This window comes from Pseudomonas sp. rhizo66 (assembly GCF_031931925.1).
Classification (GTDB): domain Bacteria; phylum Pseudomonadota; class Gammaproteobacteria; order Pseudomonadales; family Pseudomonadaceae; genus Aquipseudomonas.
The window spans coordinates 44,215-63,263 of sequence record NZ_JAUJWZ010000006.1 but is presented as its reverse complement, the minus strand read 5'-3'; the positions used below and the strand labels follow the sequence as shown (position 1 = coordinate 63,263).

Annotated in this window: 16 protein-coding genes and 1 pseudogene; 6 read left to right on the top strand and 11 right to left on the bottom strand. The window is 60.3% G+C overall.

Annotated elements, in window-relative coordinates:
* Positions 1 to 201 precede the first annotated feature (201 nt).
* From QZR14_RS09140 to QZR14_RS09125, 4 genes are all read left to right on the top strand, one after another.
* Positions 202 to 1,125 carry a hypothetical protein gene (locus tag QZR14_RS09140; RefSeq protein WP_311996381.1) on the top strand — a complete coding sequence of 308 codons (924 nt, stop codon included), beginning with the start codon at positions 202 to 204 and terminating at the stop codon, positions 1,123 to 1,125.
* Positions 1,126 to 1,345: 220 nt separating this feature from the next.
* Positions 1,346 to 1,720 carry a DUF6124 family protein gene (locus tag QZR14_RS09135; RefSeq protein ID WP_311996380.1) on the top strand — a complete coding sequence of 125 codons (375 nt, stop codon included), beginning with the start codon at positions 1,346 to 1,348 and terminating at the stop codon, positions 1,718 to 1,720.
* A 247-nt stretch (positions 1,721 to 1,967) separates the two neighbouring features.
* Positions 1,968 to 2,555, top strand: a complete 588-nt coding sequence (gene rimJ, locus QZR14_RS09130; RefSeq protein WP_311996379.1) for a ribosomal protein S5-alanine N-acetyltransferase — start codon at positions 1,968 to 1,970, stop codon at positions 2,553 to 2,555.
* 29 nt (positions 2,556 to 2,584) lie between these two features.
* Positions 2,585 to 4,063 (top strand): ArnT family glycosyltransferase, encoded by a 1,479-nt coding sequence (locus QZR14_RS09125; RefSeq protein WP_442967392.1) that lies wholly within the window; start codon positions 2,585 to 2,587, stop codon positions 4,061 to 4,063.
* A 66-nt stretch (positions 4,064 to 4,129) separates the two neighbouring features.
* On the opposite strand, the gene QZR14_RS09120 is transcribed toward QZR14_RS09125, so the two are convergent.
* Complete coding sequence (locus QZR14_RS09120; protein WP_250607055.1) at positions 4,130 to 4,945, bottom strand: phosphatase PAP2 family protein; 816 nt, start codon at positions 4,943 to 4,945, stop codon at positions 4,130 to 4,132.
* Positions 4,942 to 5,613 carry a histidine phosphatase family protein gene (locus tag QZR14_RS09115; protein ID WP_311996378.1) on the bottom strand — a complete coding sequence of 224 codons (672 nt, stop codon included), beginning with the start codon at positions 5,611 to 5,613 and terminating at the stop codon, positions 4,942 to 4,944. The genes QZR14_RS09120 and QZR14_RS09115 overlap by 4 nt, the downstream gene beginning before the upstream one ends.
* Positions 5,614 to 5,864: 251 nt before the next feature.
* On the opposite strand from QZR14_RS09115, the pseudogene QZR14_RS28035 reads away from it, so the two are divergent.
* Together QZR14_RS28035 and QZR14_RS28030 are read left to right on the top strand one after the other, a co-directional pair.
* A pseudogene (locus QZR14_RS28035) lies at positions 5,865 to 6,926 on the top strand (methyl-accepting chemotaxis protein); the annotation flags it as partial.
* Positions 6,921 to 7,784: a methyl-accepting chemotaxis protein gene (locus QZR14_RS28030; protein ID WP_371748303.1), complete on the top strand. Its 864-nt coding sequence runs from the start codon at positions 6,921 to 6,923 to the stop codon at positions 7,782 to 7,784. The pseudogene QZR14_RS28035 and the gene QZR14_RS28030, both read left to right, overlap by 6 nt.
* A gap of 146 nt (positions 7,785 to 7,930) precedes the next feature.
* Here QZR14_RS28030 and QZR14_RS09105 read toward each other — a convergent pair whose 3' ends face one another.
* The 9 genes from QZR14_RS09105 to QZR14_RS09065 all read right to left on the bottom strand — a co-directional run bounded on the left by QZR14_RS09105 (position 7,931) and on the right by QZR14_RS09065 (position 18,985).
* Complete coding sequence (locus QZR14_RS09105) at positions 7,931 to 8,362, bottom strand: helix-turn-helix domain-containing protein (protein ID WP_311996376.1); 432 nt, start codon at positions 8,360 to 8,362, stop codon at positions 7,931 to 7,933.
* A 42-nt stretch (positions 8,363 to 8,404) separates the two neighbouring features.
* A complete protein-coding gene (locus QZR14_RS09100; protein ID WP_250607051.1) occupies positions 8,405 to 8,824 on the bottom strand; it encodes a type II toxin-antitoxin system VapC family toxin in 420 nt (139 codons plus the stop codon).
* Positions 8,821 to 9,066 (bottom strand): FitA-like ribbon-helix-helix domain-containing protein, encoded by a 246-nt coding sequence (locus QZR14_RS09095; protein ID WP_034154589.1) that lies wholly within the window; start codon positions 9,064 to 9,066, stop codon positions 8,821 to 8,823. Before QZR14_RS09095 ends, QZR14_RS09100 begins: the two co-directional genes overlap by 4 nt.
* An 89-nt stretch (positions 9,067 to 9,155) precedes the next feature.
* Complete coding sequence (locus QZR14_RS09090) at positions 9,156 to 10,529, bottom strand: DUF1329 domain-containing protein (RefSeq protein WP_311996375.1); 1,374 nt, start codon at positions 10,527 to 10,529, stop codon at positions 9,156 to 9,158.
* 149 nt (positions 10,530 to 10,678) lie between these two features.
* Positions 10,679 to 12,637 (bottom strand): DUF1302 domain-containing protein, encoded by a 1,959-nt coding sequence (locus QZR14_RS09085; RefSeq protein ID WP_311996374.1) that lies wholly within the window; start codon positions 12,635 to 12,637, stop codon positions 10,679 to 10,681.
* A 49-nt stretch (positions 12,638 to 12,686) separates the two neighbouring features.
* Positions 12,687 to 13,976 carry a phospholipase gene (locus tag QZR14_RS09080; protein WP_311996373.1) on the bottom strand — a complete coding sequence of 430 codons (1,290 nt, stop codon included), beginning with the start codon at positions 13,974 to 13,976 and terminating at the stop codon, positions 12,687 to 12,689.
* Between the two features lie 226 nt (positions 13,977 to 14,202).
* Positions 14,203 to 15,771, bottom strand: a complete 1,569-nt coding sequence (locus tag QZR14_RS09075; protein WP_311996372.1) for an FGGY-family carbohydrate kinase — start codon at positions 15,769 to 15,771, stop codon at positions 14,203 to 14,205.
* Positions 15,772 to 15,791: 20 nt separating this feature from the next.
* Entirely contained in the window at positions 15,792 to 17,384 is a 1,593-nt protein-coding gene (locus tag QZR14_RS09070) for a glycerol-3-phosphate dehydrogenase/oxidase (RefSeq protein ID WP_311996371.1), read from the bottom strand.
* 5 nt (positions 17,385 to 17,389) lie between these two features.
* Positions 17,390 to 18,985 carry an FAD-binding oxidoreductase gene (locus tag QZR14_RS09065; protein ID WP_311996370.1) on the bottom strand — a complete coding sequence of 532 codons (1,596 nt, stop codon included), beginning with the start codon at positions 18,983 to 18,985 and terminating at the stop codon, positions 17,390 to 17,392.
* Positions 18,986 to 19,049 lie beyond the last annotated feature (64 nt).

Sequence of the window (19,049 nt, the reverse complement as noted above, 5' to 3'; positions counted from 1 at the left end):
CGGGATCACTCGCTCGGGCCGATGGAATACCGGCAATGATCATGGCAAAACTCAGGTGAGAATTATGTGAACAGCTGATTCGTGTCAGGAACATGACCTCATGCACGTGCTCAAATCCAGCAACATTTAATCCGCGCAATCCACGGCGCTGGCTCGACCCAGCCTCTATGCTGCGAACATCGAGATGCAATGGAGTTGAAGATGAAGATCTGGATCGCCGCCATGCTGGCTGCACTGATTTCCCTGCCTGTTCACGCAGCAGATGCTGGCGCTGTGCACGTCGAACCGATCGATTTCACAAGCAGCGCCGACAGCGTCCAGCGCAAGCAGTCGATCAAGGGCGACCAGACGGCGGAGTACCGCTTCAAGGCCAGGGCCGGCCAGATGCTCACCGTCGATTTCAAACCGTCCAACACCTCCGCCTACTTCAACATCACCGCCAAGGGCGCGGATTACGCGCTGTTCAACGGTTCGATCATGGGCAATCACTTTTCTGGCTCACTGCCTTCCGATGGGGAATACACCGTTCAGGTGTATCTCATGCGCAATGCGGCACGGCGCAATGAAGTCGCCAACTATGCGTTGTCTCTGAGGCTCGCCTCCGCCGATGCGGTGGACGGGACAAAACCGTTCAACCAGACACTGGAATTGCAGGGCATCGGCTTTCGCGTCAGCGCTGAGCAGGTCGATGGCCAACGGGTTTTGCGCATTGAACCCAAAGGCCTGGAAATCGATAACAGTGTGATCACCCGGCCACTCAAGGGCGATATCGTCCGCGCCGAGATTGGAGATCTGAACAACGACGGCTCGCCCGAAATATACGTTTTCACCCGCATTCCCGGACGCGGCATGCCGGGCGATCTGATTGCCTATTCGGCCAACAACAAGAAATCCCTGAGCGAAATCTACCTGCCGCCGGTCAGCGACAATCCGAAAATCGCTGAGGGTTATCAGGGCGAGGATTCGTTTGCAGTGGTGGAGAATGCCTTGGTGCAGCGCTTCCCGGTGTATGACAGCACTGACGCAGGCGCTGGCCGCACGGGGAAGATGCGCCAGGTTCAATACACGTTGGTGGCGGGCGAGGCCGGGTGGGTGTTGCGCGAAGATAAGGTGGCGGAGTACTGAGTTGCATCACCGGCTCACGCCAGCGGATAAAACCCGAAAGCGGTTAATCGCCACGCCCTCCTTCCTACATCGAACGTCCTAGGAAAATTCCCGCAACACGCGTCGACTTTGATGAACTGGTGCACCTTTCCTCATGACGTTACGCTCCACGACCACTGCCATCCAGCGGACGGTTTGGCAGCCGCAATTGCAGTGAATGTTCACTCCACGGAGCTACGTCATGAAGAAAATCCCCCGCCTTTCGCTGGTTGGCCCGGCACCGTCCGATGCGCCAACGTCCAGCACCCAACCGCAATCCAATACCAGCGCACGCAGCGAAGCGCACAAACGGCGCCGTAGCATCCCTCTCAATCAACTCATCAGGGTGCGCGACGATGTCGACACCCTGACCCTGCTCACCCACGCCAGTGAGATCCTCGATTCCCTCGCGGCCATCAGCGCAACCTTTGCCGATGAGTTCGACGGCTCGAAACGCCATGTGGCGGTGGCGATGAAGCAACTGAGCGCACTGGCCGAGATCCTTATTTGTCGGGCTCGGGACAATCTTGATCCGCAGAAGCCGCTGAACACTACCGGGCCTGAAACCCGCCATTGACGGGCGAAACCCCGGCGCTCGGTTGCGCTTCGGACTGCATGGGTGCCGCCCATCGAGATGAATTTTTCTTCACTGCAGCTGCGCGGCTAACCCTTGTACAGTCCGCTCGCTCATTCAAGAAACTACGGTTCGCCCGCGCTCCTGCGGGCTTTTTTTGTCTGAAACAAAGCCCCTGCGTCGCCACGACTTGCCGTAACCCGGCGGATTGCGCGACTCTGCCGGAAGATCCCCCATTCCGGAGCGTCTGATGCCCCTGTTGACCCTGCCTTGCCAACGCCTGACGCTCGCAATACTTGCACCGGAGCAGGCCGAGCTTGAAAGCGAGTTCTACCGACGCAACCAGCGCCACCTCGCGCCATGGTCGCCCATCCGCACCACAGAATATTTTTCCACCGAGCAGATTCGCCGCCGCCTCGATGTGCAGGCCAGCGCATTCGAGGCCGGGTTGGCCATGCATTTTGCGTTGCTGACCCCGGATGGCCAGCAGATGATCGGCGCGTGCAACTTCAGCGGCATCATTCGCGGGGCCTTTCAGGCGTGTTATCTGGGCTATCACATCGATGAGGCCCAACAGGGGCAAGGTCTGATGCAGGAAGCGCTGGAGGCTGGCATCGCGTACATGTTCGACACACAGAACCTGCACCGGATCATGGCCAATTACATTCCCGGCAATGAGCGCAGTGCACGCCTGCTTGAACGCCTGGGTTTCGAACGTGAGGGTTATGCCAAGGCGTATCTGAACATTGCCGGGCGCTGGCAGGATCATGTGCTGACGGCGCTGGTCAATCCGCTGTTCGAAACGCCGGAGAAGCGTTGGTCGCGACAACTGGCCTAGCTTCACAATTTGTTCAGGATTGCCGACGTATGCTCAGGTCTCCCGCCCCTTCCGGTTGCCTGATCATTATGTCGCGTGCCGTCACTTCGCTGTCTCTGCTTGCCGCCCTGTTGTTTTTCTTCGCGCTGGGTGGCCATCAATTGCAAGGTTCCACCGAAGCCCGCGTGGCCGGGATCGCCATGGAGATGCACCTGGACGACGACTGGGTGACACCTCGTTTGTTCGGCGAACCGTTTCTGGAAAAACCACCGCTGAGCTTATGGCTGGATGCGGGTGCGATGCGCGTGTTCGGCGTTTCACCGTGGGCCGTGCGGCTGGCATCGGCGGTTGCCGGGTTGCTCAGTGTGATGGTGTTGTACGGGATGTTGCGCCGGTTTGGACGACCGAAAATGGTCGCCTGGACCGCCGGCATTCTTCTCGCGACCATGGCCAGTTACTGGAGCAATGTGCGCGGCGTCGGCGAGGACGCGCTGCTCGCACTCGGCGTGAGCACAGCGCTGCTGGCCTTTTTCCAGGCGCAACGGGCATCGACGCCGGGCAACTCGCTGTTGTTTGTCTTCGGGATTGCCATCGCCACGTTGAGCAAAGGCGTGCTGGGGCTGGCCATGCCGGGGGTGGTGATTTTTGCTTATCTGCTGGCTGACAGCCTGATGGACAAACGCCTGAAAATCGCAGATTGGTTGCGACCCGGTTTACTCACCATGGTCGGTTTGATCCCGCTGCTGATCTGGCTCGTCATCCTCTACCAGCACGGCGGCGAACAAGCCGTCAAAGAGGTGCTGCTGACCAACAGCGTCGGGCGCTTCAGCGGTTCGTTCGTCGAGGCCGGGCACTACGAACCGTTCTATTACTACCTCGCCAAACTGCCGGAAGCCTTTTTGCCGTGGAACATTCTGGTGTACCTGGGGCTCTGGCATTTCCGCAAACAATTGAAGGCCGACCGTTACCTGCTGTTTTTCAGCCTGTGGATCGTGGCGCAGTTCATCATGCTGACGTTGGCGTCGAGCAAACGCACGGTGTACCTGATGTCGATGACACCCGCCGCTGCGGTGATCGCAGCAGAGTATGCAGGCGTGCTGTTCGAGCGCTTGAAGCAGTATGAATCCGGTAATGGATTCGTAGGCCGAATCGCCCGGCAGCGTCAGACACTGGCAGTCGGTGTGCTCACGCTGGTGATCGGCAGTTACCTCGCTGCCGCGCAGTGGGCACTGCCTCATGCCGACAAAAAGCTCTCGTTCCTGCCGTTGAGTGCAGAGATTCAGACGCTGCAAACCGCCGGGCATCAAGTCGCGCTGTTTCAGGCCAACGAGCGGGTCGGTGGCGCCACGGTGTTCTATACCCAGCAAGTGCTCAAAGGCCTGGATACCGACGCGCAGTTGCGGGATTTTCTTGCCGCTTCACCGGCCCACGTCGTGGTGATGGCCGGCGACAGCGAACCCACCGCCCCACTGAAAGTGCTCAAGACCATGATGGTCGGACGACAGGCGTATTACTTCGTCGGCTATTGAGGGCCTGCTCAGCCCCATAAAAAACCCGCCGGTGATTGGCGGGTTTTTCATTTGATCCGAACGGGCTCAGATAGAGACTTCAGCACTGAAAGCTTTCTGCTCACGCTTGCCCAGCACCGGCAAATCCAGCCGCGCCCGCCCGTAGAACGCCAGCGCCGTCAGCAAACACGCCAGCCAGACAAAGATCCCGGCCCAGAACGTGTGGGACATGTAATGCCAGCCCTGCAGCACGCGAGTAGTGCCGTAAACCAATCCCAGCAGCAGCGAGCCCCACAAGATGGCACTGGAAAAACGCCATTGATAGCGCCGAGCTACGAAATACAGTGCCAGCATGGTGAAGCCGCCCGACGCATGACCACCCGGCCAGCAACGGCCACTGCCGGCTTCGTGGAAGAGTTGAAAATTGCTGTACCACTCGATGTGGGCCATTTTCCCGCCGTACAGCGTGGTTTCGATCGGGCAGTAAACGCTGGTGTGGGATTTGAGGAAGTGAATCACCCCGGTACAGACAGCAAATGCGACCACCACAAACAGAAAGTCCCTACGATGATCAGCGGCAAATCGCAGCACAGGCGCGACTTTGCTGCGCTCCAGCATTGCGCCGAGGCGCGGACGCTTGTGCGGATTGACCAACGGCCAGACCACCGACAGCAGCGCGCCGATCAGGGCGATTTCCGCCGTCCAGTTGGGAATGATCCGCGCCCATTTGTGCGTGAGCTTTTCGAAGAAGTGGATTTTGTCGATCGGGAAGGTTTGTGTCAGCGGATCGAACAGCAGGTTGCTGAAGGCGATGTCGATTTTGGTCATGTCGAACATCAGGAACACCAGCGCCGCACAGACCAGCGGAATACCAACGTTGTAAACGTAGAAGCGGGATTTCATCGGGTGTTCACCGTGCGCCAGTCGGAGGCTTCAATAAAGCCGAGCATCTTGGGAGCCGCCGGGCTGGCAGCAGAGACGAATAACGACGAGCCGTAACCCGCGTTTGAAGTCGATACGTTGAGGTCTTTCTCGATTTGCGCCATGCACTCGCTGTGGGTCACCAGAATCAGGTTGCGCCCCGGGATCTTGTGGGCCAGCGCATCCTGCAACATGCGTCCCCGGCAATTGATCAACCAGTCGTCGCCACTGGCGGCATGGTTGAACATGTAACCGGCGGTCTGCACCGTGCGCATTGACGGGCTGTTATAGATGTCGGCGTTGTCCAGGCCCAGTTGCTCGAACCGCGCACCGACCGCCACCGCGACACTGCGCGAGCGATCGGTGATGCCGTCATTGCCACTCAGGCACGCAGCCCGGGAGTGATCGCAACGCTCAACGTGCCGCACCAGCACGATCATCTCGCCCTTGGCCCACCCCGCCGCCAACGCTTGCGCACCGGCGACATTGCCGTGGGCCAGGTCCGGCACCGCCGCCGGCGCCAGCAACCACAGAGTCAAAGGGAGCACCAGAATCGAAGCGGCCAACACCACCCAGGTGTTGCGAAACCGCGCCAGACCGCTCAGGTCGATCGAGCGTTTGACGCCGAACAGACTCAGTCTCAATTCCACAAAAACGCCTCGCCACGTTGCTTCACAGGTCATTCGATGCGGCGAAAGTACAGAGGCGGGCGTGGGCAGCCAGTGAAACCCATGTGAAAAAAGTCTTGGGATCCGTTGTTACAAATTCCGTAGGACAAAATCCTTTCAGCTCTGGGAAATGCGGCCGATACAGACCTGCTAACACCCTTGCTGGCTCAAAAAAACAACAATCTTCCAGCCTAACCGACGACAAGAAACCCAACGTTTCTGGAGGATTTTTGATGAATAGCTGGTTCGGCAACATCAGCGTGAACATGAAATTGGGCCTGGGCTTCGGCCTCGTGCTGGCCCTGACCTGCGTATTGGCCCTGACGGGCTGGACCAGCCTCGGTGGCCTGATCGACCGCAGCAACTGGATGAGTGATATAACCCAGCTCAATGCCGGCCTGACCAAGCTGCGCGTGGTGCGCCTGCAGTACATGCTGACCAATGGCGATGAAACCGCCGCGCAGAACGTGCAAACCACCCTTGAAAGCTTCGCCGCGCAACAGCAGAAGCTGATCAACAGTTTCAAGAGCCCGGAAAACGTCAAACTGCTCAAGGAGCAGGCAGCGACCATCGCTGAATACCAGACCTCGCTGAACAAAATGCGCAATGCCTATCGCACCGGCAACAGCGCCCGCGACAGCATGAGCGTGAGTGCCGAGACCGCGTACAACCAGATCGAATCGATCAGCAAACGCGTGCAGCAGATGGACATGAGCGAGCAGCGTTTCGAACAGTTCCAGGCGATCACCGCCGCCAAAGAAGCGTTCATCCTCGCGCGCTACGAAGTGCGCGGCTACACCGCCACCAGCAACGCCGAAACCGAGCAGAAAGCCGTCCGCCAGATCGACGCGGCCATCGTCAGCCTCAAGTCTTTGAATGCGCAATTTGCTGCGACGCAGCAAGATGCCTTGCGCCAATTGGAATCCGCGTTGACCAGCTATCGCAGTGCGTTGATGGCGTACAAGAACGCCAACACCGATGCTGTGCAGGCGCGTAAGGAAATGACCGACCAGGGCAGCACTATTGTCGCCCTGAGCGAGCAGCTGTATCAGATCCAGCTCGATCGCCGTGACGCTGAAAGCGCCCAGGCACGCACCTTCCAGTTGATCAGCACCCTGCTGGCGCTGTTGGTCGGCGTGATTGCTGCGGTGATCATCACCCGTCAGATCACCCGTCCGCTGCAAGAAACCCTGGCCGTGGTCGAACGCATTGCCAGCGGCGACCTGACCCAGAACGTCACCGTCACCCGCCGCGACGAACTCGGCGTGCTGCAACAAGGCATCGCGCGCATGGGCGTAACCCTGCGCGACTTGATCAGCGGCATCCGCGACGGCGTGACCCAGATCGCCAGCGCCGCCGAAGAACTCTCGGCCGTGACCGAGCAGACCAGCGCCGGCGTGAACAGCCAGAAGGTCGAGACCGATCAGGTCGCCACCGCCATGCACGAGATGACCGCCACCGTGCAGGAAGTCGCGCGCAACGCCGAAGAAGCCTCGCAAGCCGCTGCCGCCGCTGACGGCGAAGCCCGTGAAGGCGACAAAGTGGTCAACGAAGCCATCGCCCAGATCGAGCGTCTGGCCAGCGAAGTGGTGCGTTCGACCGAAGCCATGAGCGTGTTGCAACAGGAAAGCGACAAGATCGGCAGCGTGATGGACGTCATCAAAGCCGTGGCCGAACAAACCAACCTGCTCGCCCTCAACGCCGCGATCGAAGCCGCCCGTGCCGGTGAAGCCGGTCGTGGTTTTGCCGTGGTCGCTGATGAAGTTCGTGGCCTGGCTCAGCGCACGCAGAAATCCACCGAAGAAATCGAAGGCCTGGTCGCCGGTCTGCAGAACGGCACCCAGCAGGTTTCGGCGGTGATGAGCAACAGCCGCGCCCTGACCGACAGCAGCGTGGCGCTGACCCGCAAGGCTGGCGCATCGCTGGAAAACATCACCCGTACGGTGTCGAACATTCAGTCGATGAACCAGCAGATCGCCGCCGCTGCCGAGCAGCAGAGCGCCGTGGCTGAAGAGATCAGCCGCAGCATCATCAACGTGCGCGACGTGTCTGAACAAACCGCAGCGGCGAGTGATGAGACGGCAGCGTCGAGTGTTGAACTGGCGCGTTTGGGTGGTCAGTTGCAGCAGATGGTCAGCCACTTCCGCGTTTGATCTTGATCTCGCGCTGAAGCAAAAAACCAATCGCGGGCAAGCCCGCTCCCACAGGGTTTGGAGTCGTTCACAGATGTTGTGTTCGACTCATGACGTGTGGGAGCGGGCTTGCCCGCGATTGTGTTATGGCCTTTCACCGCTTCACGTCAAACCACACCGTGCATAAAAAACTCGACCGGCACTTTAAAGAACTCAGCGAATCCCTTTATCTGGGCAACGGTCATTTTTCGCTTGTTATTCAATATCTCTGAAACAGCACTCTGAGTTGCGATCTCAGACAAGTCCTTCTGTTTAACGCCTCTTTCCGACAGCAGAAACGCCAGCGCTTCAGATTGGGACGAGTAAGCAATCAACACCGTTTCATTTTCGTACTCATAAACCCGATCAGCCACAAACTCCGCAAACCGTGCCGCAGCATGATCCTCGGTGTTCGCGTGGGAATAAAGCTCATCAATCAGGGCCATTCGCACTTGCAAGTCATCGTCGTTTTTTATCGGGTTCGCTAGAACGTCAAGAACGGGAAAATCATCAACCATAAAGGAGTCCAGCCTGCTGGCTTCAACCTTTTTACGCTTCATGCGATCACCTTTTTCTTATGATTTTGTTAACTATGAAGTGACTCAGCTCTGCCAAGGATTAATCACCTCGACACCACTGAACTGAAAATCCTTCACGTTACGGGTGGCTATGGGAACACCATGCGTTCGGCAGATAGCAGCAATTTGCGCATCAGCCATCGAAGCCGCACGGCCCTTCGACTCGCACTCAGCGACCAGCGTTGCGTATTCGACAGCGGCATGAGCATCGAACGGAAAAATGCGCCCGGCGAAGTCCTCTTCGAACATCGCCATGGCATGAGCCTCAAGTTTCTGTTTGCGCTTACCGGAAGGCAGCCGTGCGATGCCGTGGAGTATTTCTGCCACGGTCACGGCACTCACAGCCAGTTCCAACGCAGGCTGTGCATCAACCCAGGCGAGCACCCGGGTCTCAGGCTCGATTCGCATGAACTCTGATAGAACGTTGGTATCAAGCACTATCATTCAGAGAAATCCACCGCAGTGGCTTTCTCTGAACGCTCCGGCAAATCGAGGTCTATTCCGCCGACAGCACTGAATCTGTTGCGGATTCGGCTGCCGAGACCACCGGCACGGTCAACCGTCGTCAGAGCCCTGCCTAAAATGAGTCGAGCTTCTTCCTCCATGGAATGCCCATTGTGAGCCGCGGTGATGCGTAGCTGTTCCTTGAGCTTTTCATCAAGGTTTCGAATTGTAATGCTGGCCACGACGCCCCCTGCAATCAATGAAATCACTGATTGCAGGCTAGCACATCTTCAACTATCAAAACTCGGCGACTTTACGAACGGTATCCCGCTTAACGAGTCCCACGCTGGCGCAACGCCGACGGCATGAAGTACGCATCCTCCGGCACCGGTTGAGCGAAATCGACTGTCTCCGCTTCTTCGTTATCAAGGTTCTGCACGTAGTAGCGGCGCGCCTGCAAATCGTGGAAAACATCCAGCGCACTCCACGTCGTCGGCAGGTCGTAGAAGTTTTTCAGGTAGGCCATCGACACCCGCCACAACTCCCCTCGCCCATCGTATTGATCAACCAGCGCGGCGCCCCAGCTGTCTTCATCGAGAAACAGTACACGTTTGGAGTAGATGTGCCGTGCGCCCGGTTTCAGGTTGCCTTCGACCACCCAGACCCGGTGCAGCTCGTAGCGGGTGTATTGCGGGTTGAGGTGGCCCGGGGTGAGCAGTTGCGCGTACTTCACGTCGGGGCTGCTGACTTTGTAGTTGTTATAGGGGATGTAGATTTCCTGTTTGCCCTTGAGCTTCCACTCGTAGCGGTCCGGTGAGCCGTTGAACAGGTCGGTGTCATCGGCGGTGCGCAGGCCATCGGAGGATGCGATCGGCGTGTCGTAGGCAAGGTTCGGTGCACGGCGTACGCGGCGTTGGCCGGCATCGTAGATCCAGGCCTGGCGTGCGTCTTTGAGCTGATCGAGGGTTTCGTGCACGAGTGCAGCCCCGCCGGCCAGGCGCGCCGGGCTTTTCACGAAGGCGAGGTAGTAGAACAGGATGTTTTTCAGATCGGCGAACTGGCCGTTCGGGCGGTAGTAGTTGAACAGCGCTTCCTGCTGCGAGGTCACCAGCGCGAAACTGCCGTTGCGCTGGACCGGCGCTTCGGAGGCGCGGCGCACGACGTAGATACCGCGATAGCGAGTGATGTGGTTCCACAACACTTCAACGCCGTCCTTGGGCACCGGGAACGGCACGCCGCCGTAGGCATCGGAGAAGCCGCTGCCGCCTTCGAGCAATTTGGCCGAGGTCGCATTCTTGAGGGTGTTGTCGTACAGCCATTGCGGCGCTGAGCCGGAGCGGCGGGATGGGTAGATCGGCATCTGGAAGGTGTCGGGGTAGCTGTTGAACAGGGCGATCTGGCCGGGGCTGAGGTGGGCTTTGTATTGGTCGAGATTGGCTTTGGTGATGGTGAACAGCGGTTTGTCCGCCGCGTAGGGATCGGTGTGGTGCTGGCCGGGTTTGTAGCCGGCCGGGGCTTGGGTGATGCCGCCGGTCCACGCGGGGATGGTGCCGGCGGCGTTGCCGGCACGCTCGGCGCCCATGGGGGTCAGGGTGGTTTTCAGTTGTTCGGCTTGTTGCGGGGTGATGGCGGCCAGAGCGGTGCCAGCAGCCAGGCCCAATACCAGCCCTAGCGATGCCTTGGTCAATCTTGAAGTGCGAACCATGATCTTCTCCAAAGTACAAAAACCTGTGGGAGCTGGCTTGCCAGCGATTGCGGAGGGTCATCCACCATTGATGTCGAATGTGCTGCCGTCATCGCGGGCAAGCCCGCTCCCACAGGGGAACGGGGTACCGCAAGATTTGCTCTAGGCAATCACAAGAAATACTTCAGGTTGAACCCGACGTTGTCGCGGTCGCGAATGCCGTTGTTCTGCCCGCCGCCGTAGAACTCGGTGTATTGCAGCTCGGCTTCGAGCTTGTTCTGGTAGTTGGCCTTGATCCCCAGCGTGTAGGCCTTGCGGCCCTCGATGGTGTTGCCGGCCTGATAGCTGTTGCCCTCGAAATCGTCCTTGTAAACGATGTAGGGCGAGACGTTGACCCCCGCGTATACGTCGTTCCAGGTGCCGCTGAGCATCGCCGTGTAGCTGTAGGAATTGCGGTTGACCTGATCGTCGCGATCACCGCCGGACACATAGGAATAGTTACCGGTGCCGGCGTAGAAGCGACGGCTGCCGTCATACGCGGTGTATTGCAAACTGCTGCCGCGCAAGTGTTCGGAGGCCAGTTCGAAGATGCCGAACAGCGAGTCGAACGAAGCCGTCGGGCCGAAGTTGTAGATGGTCCCCAGCGAAGTATTGAACGCTTCCACACGCTCGGCGTTATTGATCTGGCTGTCGAGCGTCACCATCTGCCCGCCGACGTTGATCGACCGCCCCGTCACCGCCACAGCCGCACCGTTGGCCAGGTCGCCAATCAAATCGTTGGTGGCCGCAACGCCGATCGGCAGGTTCGGCCGATAAGCAATCTCACCAAACACCGACGCCTCGCCCAACGTGGTGTTGAAGCTGAAGCCGTACATGCGGATGTCTTCGGCGTAGCGGCGATGCGCCTGGATATTGCCCATCACATCCGCCGTCGCCAGACCGTTGGCCAGCGCCCCGGCCTGACTGCCAGCGACGCCCGCCAGCAGATTGGTCAGCGCATCCATGTCGATGCCGTTGTAGCCGCCCAGATCCGCCGCGATGGTCGGTTCCTTGGCGTGGTAATTGACCATGTACAAACCGAACTCGGTGCTGTTGAGCTGTTCGGCGATGTAGCGAAAGGCGAAGCCGAACTGGCCATCGTTGCGCGCGTTGTAGTCCTTGCCGATGCTCGCCACTTTCAGTGTGTTGCCGTAGGCCGGAGTGACGCCGTTGGCGTACAGGCCAGTGGTTTGCAGGGCGGGACTCAGCAACGGGTTGTTGCCCAGCGCGCTGTACAAACCGATGACGTTGCCAAACCCCGGCACCGGCGTGTCGAGCGCCGTGCCGCTGAAGTTGTTGTAACCGGTGTTGCCGCCGTCGGCGAACAGATCGGTTTGCGAGTAGAAGGTGCCGACCGGGTCGATACGGGTTTCCTTCCAGTTGGTCTGGTAGAAACTCTCCAGGGTCAGCGAGTCGGTCAGGCCGATGTTAAAGCTCAGCGCCTCGACCGGCACCAGCACTTCCTTGACCTCGGCGCCGGGCAAGCGGTACTTGGCGGCATCCACCGGGTTGGTGGTGTTGATCCCGCCGCGATAGAAAATCCCCTCGCCCCAGTTGAACACTTGCCGACCGACGCGCGCGGTCACCGGCATCTGCGCAACGTCCCAACTGCCGTGCACGTAGGCGTCGAGCATCTCGATGCGACTGCCGGCGATGTCGTGGGTCTGCCCGGTGAAATGGTCGTCCTGCGGGTAACTCTGGCTCGGCTGCGAAGGACTGTTGTTGTCGAAGTAGTCGTTGCGCTTGTCCATCAGTTGCGTGTCGTAGAACGCGGTGCCACGCACGAACACGCCGTAGTTCTGATAATTGGCCTCAAGCTCGGAGGTGATCTTGTACACCTCGGAAACCAGCCCGGTGTCGAAGTTGCGATTGCCGTCGTTGGTGTTGACGTCATCGTTAGTCTTGTCGCGACCCTGTACCCGCCACAAACGGCCGTAAGACAAGGTCGTGTCGAGGGAGCCGGTGACCTGCTTGTCCATCAGGCTGAACTCCACCGCGTGCGCCGCATCGACTGCGCACAACTGCAGCAGCCCTGCCAGGCCGACACCGGGGAGCGCGGCGCCCGTCAGGCGCAATCGAGTGTTGATCATCTGTTCCTCCTTCCCTGTTTTTTATTGTTGTGGTGTGCGTTGCCGCGCACTACGGCGCCAATCCCGCGCTGACGTAAATCCGGCTGTGCGCGCCGAAATGTCCGAGCAACCTGAACAGCTGCTGGTTAAGTGCCGGGTGGTCGAAGTCGTCTTTTGGCAGCTGATTGCCGCTGCTGAAATCACTGCTAGCGGGCGCCGTTTCCAGCCACTGGCCGATGGCTTCGTCGAAGACTGCGGAGTCGTTGACGGCTTCGGCGCTGACCACTTCGCGCAGGTAGTCGACCGAGTACGGTGGGTAGGTTTTGTCCCGGGTCAAATCGGCATAAGCCGCGAGCATGGGATGCGGCTGACCGACGCGCAGCACGCGGCGCAGCCAAGTCGACTGATATTTCTCCACTTCCATATGCCGGGTGGCGACGCGCTCGATGGAGGCTTGTTTGTCGGCAGCGAATCCGGCCAACGCCTTGCCTTCCAGCAGCAAAAGACTGGCGAGATCGACACCGGGCAATGCCTTGGCGTGATACGGCTGGGTCAGATCCTGTATGTGATGAAGGCCCCAGCCGAGAAAGCGATAACCCCAATACGGATGGCCGCTGGCAAACGCCAATCGCGCCAGGCCCATGTACTGATACGCGCGCCAGTCCGGCCAACTGCGCTCGAGGAAACCGGCAGCGGCATACACCACCGCGCTTTCATGGAAGAAGCCCATGTGGAACGGCGCTTGCGAGCTGTACTGGAAACGCGCATCACCGAAGGGTTGCGGGCCGAAGCCGTACAGTGCGCCGACCTCGCCAGGGTTGTCGCTGAACAGATTGATGTCGTGGCCGTAATCCGGCTCATCAGCGGCGCTGGCGAGCACGGCCAGCGGGGCGACATTTTCGTGCTCTGCGACAACGATGAAGCGTTGGCGATTCCACGGTGACAGGGTCTGCTCGACCATGACCTGATTGGCCTGCAAATGCTCGCGCTCGGGCAGGTCTTTGCCGGGCAGCGGCTGAATGACCATTGCCAAGTGAATCTCGGGATTGATGCGCAACGCGGTGAGGAAATCGTGGCGCAGATTGTCACTCGGCACCGCCGGCAATTTCAGGTTATCGGGGCGTGGCGGGTACTGAGCGAAGTGCGCGCGGGCGAAGGTTTCCTGTTGCTCCAGCAGCGCCAGCACGGCCGGGTATTGCTCGCTGAGAAAACGCTCCAGTGGCTCGACTTCGACCGCTGGCGCATCGCGCAACGCCGGCAGATCCTGCAACGCCAGATAGCTGCCCACCGTATGGTTCGACCAGCCCCAGGCGCTCGGGGCCGTTGCACAAAGCAGCAACAGGAGGAAGGTCAGCTTCATTGCTTGTCGTTCTTATTGGCGGTGCCGAGGGGGATGAGCCTAACAACCGACCCCGCCGCTGACACTGTCCGATCTCACCAGAAAAGTTCTCCGATGGCGCCACATCGAATCGCAATACGGTCCCTGTAGGAGCTGCCGAAGGCTGCGATCTTTTGACTTTGATTAAAAAACAAGATCAAAAGATCGCAGCCTTCGGCAGCTCCTACAGGGGATTTGTGGTGGTCTGCTAGGCGGGGTAACCGGTGATTTTGCGGATGCTCTGATACAGCGGTTTGAGCTGGCGGTACATGCGCAGGTACACGTCTTTGTACAGTTGCTCATAGATTTTCTGCGCCTCGGGCTGCGGTGTGAAAACCGCGCCGACCCGGGTCATCGCCGCGATGGCCGTGGGGAAATCCGCATGCAGTCCCAACCCCACCGCACAGCAAATCGCCGCGCCCAGACCGGACGCTTCGTACACATGCGGACGCTCCGCCGGCAGGCCGAAAATATTCGCCGTGAGCTGCATCGCCGCATCACTCTGCGAGCCGCCACCGGCCACGCGCAAACGCTTGACCGAGACCTTCGAACGCCGCTCGATGTTTTCCATTCCCTGGCGCAACGCGTACGCCAGCCCTTCCAGAATCGCCCGGTAAATATGCGCACGGGTGTGCACATCACCGAAGCCGATCATCGCGCCTTTCGCCTCGACACCCGGCTCGCGAATCCCCGGCGACCAATACGGTTGCAGCATCAGGCCCATCGACCCCGGCGGCACCGCATTGACCAAGGCATCGAACAGTTGCTCCGGTTCGATGCCCTGCTCTTTCGCTTGCTGCATCTCGCGCAACCCGAACTCGTTCTTGAACCAGCTGACCATCCAGTAACCGCGATAAATCATCACCTCGCAGTTGTACTGATCCGGCACCGCCGATGGATACGGCGGAATCAACGGGACGATTTCCAGATAGCGCGAGCGGGTGCTGGTGATCGTCGCCGTGGTGCCGTAGGACAGGCACACCGTGCTCGCATCGATCACGCCGGAACCGACCACTTCGCAGGCCTTGTCGGCGCCGGCCGCAATCAGCGGCAAGCCTTCGGGAATACCGGTATGGCGAGCGGCCTCGGCGGTGATGTAGCCGAGGGTTTCACCGGGTTTGTGCAAGCCCGGCAATTGCTCGGGGCGCACCGCCAGCGCCTGCCATTTCCAGTCACTCGGCGCAGCCCATTTCAGGCGTTTGAAGTCGAACGGCAGATAGCCGACGCAGCAACCCACAGAGTCGACAAAACGCCCGCACAGGCGATGGGTGAGAAAACCGGACAGCAGCAAAAACTTGTCTGTTGCCGCCCAGACTTCCGGCTGATGCTGAGCGATCCAGTTCGCCTCGGCCTGAGCGCGAAAATAATCCACGGTAGCCTGGGCGCCGACCAGTTTGAACAGCCAGCCCCACGGTCCTTTGATCCCGCCTTGGACTTCGCTCTGCCGTTGATCGAGCCACAGAATCGCCGGGCGCAATGGCTTGCCCTCAGCATCGACGTTGATCACCGTGCCGCGCTGAGTCGTCAGGGAAACGCCGGCAATCTGCGCGCGATCAATCCCCGTCTGCTGCCAGACCTGCTGGCACGCCTCGCCGAGTTTTGCCCAGTAATACTCCGGATCCTGCTCGGCCCAGCCCGGTTGCGCCGAGTAATACGCCTGCAACTCGACCTTGCCTTTGCCAAGCAGATTGCCCTGCAAATCGAAGAGCAGCGCGCGCACGCTCTGGGTGCCGTTGTCGATGGCCAGCAGGTAACGCTTGTTCGGGTGGTTATCCATGGAGCTCTCTTCAAGGGGCATCAAGGCGTGGCATCCGGTAAACCGTGATGGCGTTGCCACAACGCCTGATAACGCTGCACTTCCTGCTGCCAGTGGTCGTCGCTCCAGCCCAGTCGAGGCTGGCAGAGTTGGCGGATGGCGGTGAAATATTCTTCGCCACCGCGCGGCAACAGCAGGCCCAGACGCGTGCGGCGCAGCAGTAAATCATCCAGGTGCAAAACCATTTCACTCTCGCAGGCGAACGCCAATTCCGCCCATAACGTGTCCGTAGCGCCGACAGTTTCGTGGCCGACATCTTTGATCAGTTGCGCCAGCCTCGGCAGATTTCGGCCATGCCGTCCGGCCAGACGTCGCCACTGATGGCTGTTGAGTGTCGGGATCGGCAACGCAGGTACAGCGGCAAACACTGGCGCGGCGTCATCGACAAAGGTGCGACCCAACATGCTCGCGCAGGCCTTGAGCACTTCGATGGCTTGCGGGCGAAACGTGGTCAGTTTGCCGCCGGCCAGTGTCACGCAACCGGGCTCCTGCCACAGCACATGCTCGCGGGTTTCGTTCGACGGTTTGTCTTGAGTCGCACCTGCGCTGCCCACCACCGGACGCACGCCGGACCAGGTCGACAGCACATCCGCCGCGCTCACTTCGGCGCCGGGAAACTGTTGCGTACAGGCGGCCAGCAGATAGTCGAGCTCTTCGCCGCTGATGCTCGCGCTCTGATCCAGATCGTCGCGATGATCGAGGTCCGTAGTGCCGACCACCGTCGCACCCTCCCACGGAAAAACAAACACCGGACGCCGATCGCGCTGATGCAGAAAGGTGAATGCCTGCGCCACCGGCAATCGCCAACCCGGCAGCAACAAATGACTGCCGCGCAACGGTCGCAATTGCCGCGGTGCCTCTGGCGGGCGCAAACGTTCAGCCCAGGCGCCGGTGGCGACAGCAAGCACGCCGCAGCGCAATTGCAATGACGAACCGGCCTCGCAATCCTCGACCTGAACGCCACACACTCGGCCGTTTTCTCGCAGCAAATGTTCGACGCGCACACCATTGACCACGACAGCGCCATCAGCCCGCGCTTCGCTCAACACACGCATCACCAGCCGCGCATCATCGGTCAGCGCATCGACAAAACAGGTGCCACCGAGCAAGTCGTTTTCCTTCACCCCCGGCGCCAGATATCGAAGCTGTTGCGCATCATGAAAGCGATGGCTACGGCGGCCGGCCAAGGCGTCGTAAACGCTCAGCAAACCACCCAACACTCGTGGCCCGGGAAAGCCACCGCGATAGTGCGGCATCAGGAAACTCATCGGTTCGACCAGCCCCGGCGCTTCGTCGAGCAAGCGCTGACGCTCGCGCACCGAATCGCGGGTCAGACGCCACTGACCTTTGGCGATGTAGCGCAAACCGCCATGGACCATTTTCGACGATCGACTGGAGGTGCCCCAGGCAAAATCGCGCTGTTCCAGCAGCAGACAGCGCCAGCCTCGGCGCGCGGCTTCACGCAGGATGCCGGCGCCGCTGATGCCGCCGCCGATGACGATCAGATCCCAGGTTTCCTCGGCCAGCGTCGGCAGAATTTGCCGGCGCCACGCGGCGTTCCAGTGCTGACTCATGGCCGTCACTCCGGCAGCAGCGTGCCGGGGTTGAGGCGCCCGGCCGGATCGAAATGCTTGCTCAGCGCCTGCAAGGTGTCCATCGCCAGTGCGCCCTTCTCACGCAACAGGTACGGCGCGTGATCCTTGCCGACGCCGTGCTGGTGACTGATGGTGCCGTGGTTGTCGACGATGGTCTGGCTGGCCGCGTGTTTGAGCGCTTGCCAGCGCGCCAGCGTCGCGGGGTAATCCGCTGCTGGGCGAAACACGTAGGTGGTGTAGATGCTCGAGCCTTCGCCGTAGACGTGGGACAGGTGGGTGAACACATGCACGCGCTCGCCCTCGGCGGCCAAGGCTTCGCGCAGGCTGTTTTCAACGAGGTTGAGCAGGTGGTCGACATTGCTCCAGTCGGTGGCGGTTTCGAGGGTGTCGACCACGTAACCGGCGTTCCACAGGTTCTCGCGCAAGTAGGGGAAACGGAAGCGGTTCTGCGCCCACTTCTTGCCGAGCAAGGTGCCGGTGAATACGCCGCCAAAGGCCTTCAGATGCTGCCGCGCCTGCGTCAGCGACAATGCATTTTGTCGGCGATTGCCGGTGACGCCGAAGGTCAGCAGGCATTTGCCCTCTGCCGCTCCCCTTAGCTTCAAATACTTTTCCAGCCAGGCGATTTGTTGCGGATGACCGGCCAGCGCCAGCTGCGTTTCGGTTTCCACCGCGTTGGACAGGCGCAGCATCGACAGCGGCACGCGTGCCTGAGCCAATTGGCGGATCGCCCTTAGCGCTTGCGGCCAATCGGGAAGAAACACACCGTAGAAACGCTCATCGGCAGGCAACGCACTGATCCGCACCTTGACCTCGGAAATGATCCCGAAACGGCCCTCGCAACCGAGCACCACTTCGCGCAGATCCGGCCCGGCAGCCGAGGCCGGGAAGGTTGGAATCTGCAGCGGCCCGGCGAAGGTTTCCAGGGTTCCGCCCGCAAACAGTTGCTCGATGCGGCCATAGCGCAGCGACTGCTGACCGCTCGAACGGCTGGCCACCCAACCGCCCAGCGTCGACAACTCCCACGACTGCGGGAAATGCCCCAGCGTGTAGCCTTTCGCACGCAACTGGCTCTCGACCTGCGGCCCGCTCGCGCCGGGGCCGAACGTCGCCAGCAGGCTCTGTTCATCGAGGTCGATCAGGCGATTCATCCGCGCCAGTGAAACCGTCACCACTGGCCGCGCAGAATTTGCTGGATTGATGTGCCCGGCCACCGACGTGCCGCCGCCATAGGGGATCAGGCACAGGTCTTGTTCGTGAGCGAGCGCCAGCAACTGGCGGATGTGTTCGGCGGTCTCGGGAAACGCCACCGCATCGGGATAATTGCCCAGCGCACCTTCGCGCAACGCCAGCCAGTCCGGCAGGCTCTGCCCTCGCGCATGCAGCAAGCGGTCATGGGCATCGACGCTGTACAAGGTGTGCGCCGGCAATCGCGAGGCCGGCACGCGGACCAATGCGGATTCCAGCGTGGCATCGGGCAGCGCGCGCCCCTCGCCCAGTCTTTCATGAAGAAACTCCGCGCCCTGGGCCGGCAGTTCGACCACCGTGCTTGCATCTCCCCAGCCATTCCAGCGTCGCATGCGTGTGTCCTTCTAACCGTCAGATCAGTGATATTTCAGGCCTCCATACTAGCCAGCGGCCGCC